This is a genomic window from Tenacibaculum soleae, from assembly GCF_030549005.1.
Taxonomy (GTDB): Bacteria; Bacteroidota; Bacteroidia; order Flavobacteriales; family Flavobacteriaceae; genus Polaribacter; species Polaribacter soleae.
Genome location: NZ_JAUOSW010000022.1, coordinates 1 through 4,150 on the forward strand (window position 1 = coordinate 1; position 4,150 = coordinate 4,150).

Consider the following 4,150-nt stretch of genomic DNA (forward strand, 5'->3'; position numbering starts at 1 on the left):
GCATTTTTGTTACGTCTGATTTTCCTGCGGAAAATCCTCACACACAAAAACGCAACTTTCCATACACAAAACCGTTGGCAAACATTTACCAATCACTCGCTGAAAATGGAAATAATCGAAGAAAAATAAATGGAATTAACATTTGAAATCAGTTTAATTCAATTAAATAAAATTGCGGAATTTATAAAAATTAATTACACTTCAAACTCGAACGTTTTCAACAAGAAAGTTGGAATTTATAAGATATTTAAAAATCTAATATCCAGTCTAAACACTCTGAAAAAACTTAATGAAGAAAATTTTGAAACACAATCTTTTGCGACTTTAAGCAGAATGATATTTGACAATTATTCAGTTTTCTTTATACTAACTTCTTATTCAACAAAAGATGAACAGTTATTAAGATATTACCTGTATTTAATGGACTCTCTTGATGGACGAATTAATTCAATTACTTCGTTTTCGGAAACTGTGAAAAATAATAAATTAATTGAATCATTTGACGAATCGAAAGATATAGTTGAACACGATAAGAAAGCTATTTCTCAAATACTTAATAAAATATCTTCAGAAAATTTGGATAATTTAGTTTCTAAAAAAACTATTCAAAAACGGAATTGGAAATTTACAACAAATTCAAAGGAACGTTTCAGTTGGGAAGATTTATATAATATTTCTAAAGTACCAAAACGCTTTTCTAAAATTATACAGAATCATTATTCTAATTACACTCACGGTTTGGGAATGACAATTCTTTATGAAGAAAGGAACAATTCATTTATAGAAAGTACATTAATGTTATTATCTATAATTCAGTTAAATATTGGAAAAATTATTATCGAAGAACTGAATATAAGTGAAGAAAAATTACAAATGGAATCTGAATTCTATCTACTAATGAATTATCATTGGAATAATTCAGAAAGATGGAATCAATAAAAAACGATTTGCCAACACCGTATAAAATTAATTGCTGGTTTTAGCCAATTTACGAAAGTCCTTGCGGACTTTCTATCTGTGATTTATTTGCTAACTTTAGTGCTTAAAACACGCAACTAATCTTATACAACAACGTTGTGCAACATATGAAAAAACTCATACTGACAATATTATTTCTGAATTCAATAGTCGGATTTTCACAAGAAAAAAGTGAAATACTGATTAACGGATTTGTATTGTCAGAAGTCAACGGAAAACCTCTTGAGAACGTTTATATAAGTTATAAATCAAGATATAGATATTCAATGACAAACGAAAAAGGAGAATTTGAATATCGATACAAAATTCGAGAAAAAAATAGTTTGGAAACTATTGAATTGTCAGCTTTGGGATATGAAAATATTGATACAACAATCCAAGTAGACAAGCCAAAAAAATACGTGTTTGAATTTGTTATGAAACCAAGATTTGGTCTGAACCGAGAAAAAGCACTTTCAGACATCGAAAACGGAGAAATAAACATATTGGAATCAAGTGGAATCGCACCTGTATTTTATAAATCTGACTCAAAATTTGCGAAAAAATATAACGTGAATTTTGTAGAGTATGGTTGTGAAGCAATTGCAGAGGAAAGTCTCTATGAATATAACAGAACAGTTTTCGAGTATTTAGACAAAAAATACGGAAAGAAATGGAGGAAAAAGATTCGGAAAGACATTGTCGGACTTGAAGAAAATGAATAAAATACGTTGCACAACAATGTATAACCGCAATTACGGCGGATTCGACTACATCCGAATCCACTCGGAATCGCTAAAGTCTGTGCCAAACCGAAAATTAACGCATATTAACCCGTAACTGACGGTTATACGAGACCGTTGTACATAATTATGAAAAAACTCCAATTCTTAATAATATTTCTATTTACAGTTGGAATTTCAGCTCAAAATATATCGGAAATTAATTCTGATTTGCAACTATCTGATTCACTGACTTACAAAACCGAAATTAGGATTTATCAAGGTGGCGGAATAACTAATTATTCATCACTTCTTAGAATGTTTAAGAACAAATCGAATCAATGGACAACGGAATTTTATGAACACTACGCAAAAGTTAACCAAGGAACTGAATTAAAGATTGAAAAAAGAATTCTAAAGCCGAAAAACGACACGGAATTCATCTATCAAAACCTTGTTAGAAGTTATATTTTAGATTTACCAAGTCAAGAAAAAATAGAATGGAAATTAGGAGTTAGAAATGATATTCAAAAAGAAGAAACAATATTACCCAACGGTAAAATAATAGTTGAATATCACGGTACAATCGGTAAGAAAAGTATTCTTGATGGAGTGTCTTATAAAATTAAAGTTAGAGGTTTCAATTCAAATAATAATTTTGAATATTCAAGCCCAGAATCTTATTTAAAACACTACCCTGAGGTTGACGAATTAATTTATATATGCGAAATATTGACAATTGTGAGGAATGAATTTGAAATATGGAAAAAGTAACTATGTACAACAATGTGTATAGTTAATACGGGTTTTGTGCTTAACCAAAGTTTAGTGTATATTTACAAAGTCCGTCAAATCATTTTGATTTGACTTTAGTACAAAAAAAGATAAAGGCAAACAAAATGCTTTGCCTCGTGCTGAATTGAAAGTCTACTGACTTTCTATTCCCGCACTAAACCATACACGCAACGTTGTAAGTAATATAAAGAAAAATGCTAACTAACCAAGAAGCGATGTATTTATTGGATTTAGAAAAGGTTTTAACGAACCCTAATCAAACAATAGATTTATCGAAAAAGAAAAACAGATTGGAATTGATTTCTCATCAAGATTCTGATTATGAATTTTGGGTTGAAATAACTACCAATCAAAAAATCATCCTTAAAACGTCAATTCATCATCTAGAAAGTAATTCTTTCATTGGTTTGTTGAGAATTGATTTCAAAGGTGGACATCACAATCCTTCAAACATAATCCCTTCTTTACCTGAATTTTTAATTCCTTATGCTGACAAATGGTTTGACCCAACGGAGTCTCATATTCATATTTATGTTGAAGGCTATAAACCTTTAGCTTGGGCGATTCCGCTTACTGATAGTGACTTTCCAATTAAAGATATCACTCAAGCATCAGACTTATCGGATTTAATAATTAACTTTGCTCGAAGAATAAATTTAAAATCATTAATTAACATTCAACAAGCAATACTTTGAATTGGGTAAAAACATATGTGGACGATTATTACAGTTGGTTAAGAGAAAAAACCTTTATCCAAAAGGACTCTAATACCGATTGGTTTCTAATAAACACACCTTTTGTTGGAGCCTTTAATGACACTATTGAAATTTATGCTCAAAAAAAAGGAAATCAATTAAGGTTGAGTGATAATGGAGAAACTATGTCTAATTTAGAACTGCAAGGTCTACACATACAAGGTTCTAAAAGACGTAGAGCTATTTTAGACACTATTCTATTAAATTATGGAATAAGAGCTGAAGGTGACGAATTAACAATAGAAGCTAACATTGAAAATTTTTCTCAATCTAAGCATAATTTTCTCTCTGCAATAATTGAAATTAACGATTTATATGTTCTATCAAAACATAATGTTTCTTCAATATTTAAAGAAGATGTTAGAACATATTTAGATTCTAACGACATAATTTATACACCTGACTTTATTTCAAAAGGAGCTACAGGTTTAGAATTTAATTTTGATTTTCAAATAGCCAAAAAGAAAAAAGAAACCGTTATTAAATCATTTAATACAGTAAATAAATCAAACTTATCTACTTTTCTTTTTGCGTGGGATGATATAAAACCAGTTCGTGAAAAAATCACGAAAAAAGACGTAAATGCAATTGCAATAATAAATAATATTGACAAAGAAGTTCGAACTGAATTTTTAGATGCACTTAAAGCAAAAAATGCTGATTATATCCTTTGGTCTGAACGTGAATCGGAACGAAGTAAAGAACTTATATCTGCATAAAATACTACTTACAACACCGTATATAATTTATTGCTTGGTTCTAGCCTACTTACGAAAATCCTCGCGGATTTTCTATTCGGTTTTTATTTATTAAATTAAGTGCTTAACCACGCAACAAACCATATACAAATACGTTAGCATTCATAAGATTTTGAAAACTTCGGGAAATGTATTTATTGAAATTATAAGTCTGTATTTTAGA

5 protein-coding genes are annotated in these 4,150 nt (G+C 29.5%); all 5 read left to right on the top strand.

The window, feature by feature from the left end; all coding sequences use genetic code 11:
* The first annotated feature begins 333 nt into the window (after window positions 1-333).
* Window positions 334-939, top strand: a complete 606-nt coding sequence (locus tag Q4586_RS13875) for a hypothetical protein (RefSeq protein ID WP_303529966.1) — start codon at window positions 334-336, stop codon at window positions 937-939.
* Between the two features lie 146 nt (window positions 940-1,085).
* The gene (locus tag Q4586_RS13880) at window positions 1,086-1,682 is read left to right on the top strand and encodes an FEKKY domain-containing protein (RefSeq protein WP_303529969.1); all 597 of its coding nucleotides are present in this window, start codon (window positions 1,086-1,088) and stop codon (window positions 1,680-1,682) included.
* Window positions 1,683-1,910: 228 nt separating this feature from the next.
* Complete coding sequence (locus Q4586_RS13885) at window positions 1,911-2,453, top strand: hypothetical protein (RefSeq protein WP_303529971.1); 543 nt, start codon at window positions 1,911-1,913, stop codon at window positions 2,451-2,453.
* Window positions 2,454-2,668: 215 nt separating this feature from the next.
* The gene (locus Q4586_RS13890; protein ID WP_303529973.1) at window positions 2,669-3,169 is read left to right on the top strand and encodes a DUF6978 family protein; all 501 of its coding nucleotides are present in this window, start codon (window positions 2,669-2,671) and stop codon (window positions 3,167-3,169) included.
* Window positions 3,166-3,948: a DUF1828 domain-containing protein gene (locus tag Q4586_RS13895; protein ID WP_303529975.1), complete on the top strand. Its 783-nt coding sequence runs from the start codon at window positions 3,166-3,168 to the stop codon at window positions 3,946-3,948. The genes Q4586_RS13890 and Q4586_RS13895 overlap by 4 nt, the downstream gene beginning before the upstream one ends.
* Window positions 3,949-4,150: the final 202 nt, after the last annotated feature.

Coding starts and splice junctions, on each gene's coding strand:
- Q4586_RS13875 (WP_303529966.1), top strand. CDS start 334: ATGATATTTGACAATTATTCAGTTTTCTTTATACTAACTTCTTATTCA.
- Q4586_RS13890 (WP_303529973.1), top strand. CDS start 2,669: ATGCTAACTAACCAAGAAGCGATGTATTTATTGGATTTAGAAAAGGTT.
- Q4586_RS13880 (WP_303529969.1), top strand. CDS start 1,086: ATGAAAAAACTCATACTGACAATATTATTTCTGAATTCAATAGTCGGA.